The sequence below is a fragment of the Vibrio sp. 2134-1 genome (genome assembly GCF_033339495.1).
The window spans coordinates 1-1064 of sequence record NZ_JAWOUS010000138.1 but is presented as its reverse complement, the minus strand read 5'-3'; the positions used below and the strand labels follow the sequence as shown (position 1 = coordinate 1064).

The following is a 1064-nucleotide window of genomic DNA, read 5'->3' as shown; positions in this document are numbered from 1 at the left end:
CAAACGAGCACCACATGACATAAATGGCGCCATCGATGCCGCTAACTTACGCTCACGTTCTTGGTCTAGAGTGCGTGTTGCCATGATTGACGGCACGTTACAACCAAAACCAAGAACCAACGGCACAAACGCTTTACCCGGCAAGCCGATTTTCTGCATCACTTTATCGAGTACAAACGCAGCGCGAGCCATATAACCCGAACTCTCAAGCACAGCTAGGAACAAATACAAACACGCAATGACAGGAATAAAGGTCGCTACCGTTTGGATACCGCCACCAATACCATCGGCAATAACCGTCACAAGCCAAACTGGCAAATGACCATCCAATAGGTGATGACCGCCATCAACCAAAAGTGCGCCAACGCCGATATCAAAGAAATCGATAAATGCACTACCAATGTTAATCGAGAACATAAACATTAGGTACATCACAACAAAGAAGAATGGAATCCCCACCCACTTGTTCAAAATAAACTGATCAAGTTTTTCGGTAACACTGCGGCTGAGTTTGCCTTCACTGCGGCGAACTTTTTTGCATTGTTCGTGCAGATGAGTGTATTTGGTATCCGCAACGTGTAAATCAATATCCAAATCTAAAGTCGCAATCGCTTCCAGTACTTTGCTTCTATCAAGATCGGAAAGGCTATTGAGAACCATCGTGTCTTTTTCTAGAGCACGGATCGCTAATGCACGATGAGAAACGGTTTGATCGTTAAATAGAGAAGAAATATGCTCGATCGCTGCTTCCATCTTATCGCCGTAATTCAAAGAGCGGTCTTTTAGCGCAACACCCTGAACTATGGCTTTGTGGAGCTTTTCTTTAAACTCAGCAACTTGTGCTTTATTAGTGGCAGACAAACTGATCACTGGGCAACCTAGCGTCTTTTCTAACTCAGCAATGTTGATCATCTGACGTTCACGCTTTAACGCATCCATTTTGTTGAGAACAACAACCATCGGACGACCAAGCTCACGAAGTTGCAGCGTCATATATAGACTGCGCTCTAAGCTGGTGGCATCAATCACGTTGATGATCAAATCAGCTGGGTGCGACAACACCG

General features: G+C 45.0%; 1 protein-coding gene. It reads right to left on the bottom strand.

Annotated elements, in window-relative coordinates; all coding sequences use genetic code 11:
- Positions 1-1064: FeoB small GTPase domain-containing protein (locus R7R78_RS24445; RefSeq protein WP_225474417.1), on the bottom strand; the 1064-nt coding region annotated here is incomplete at both ends.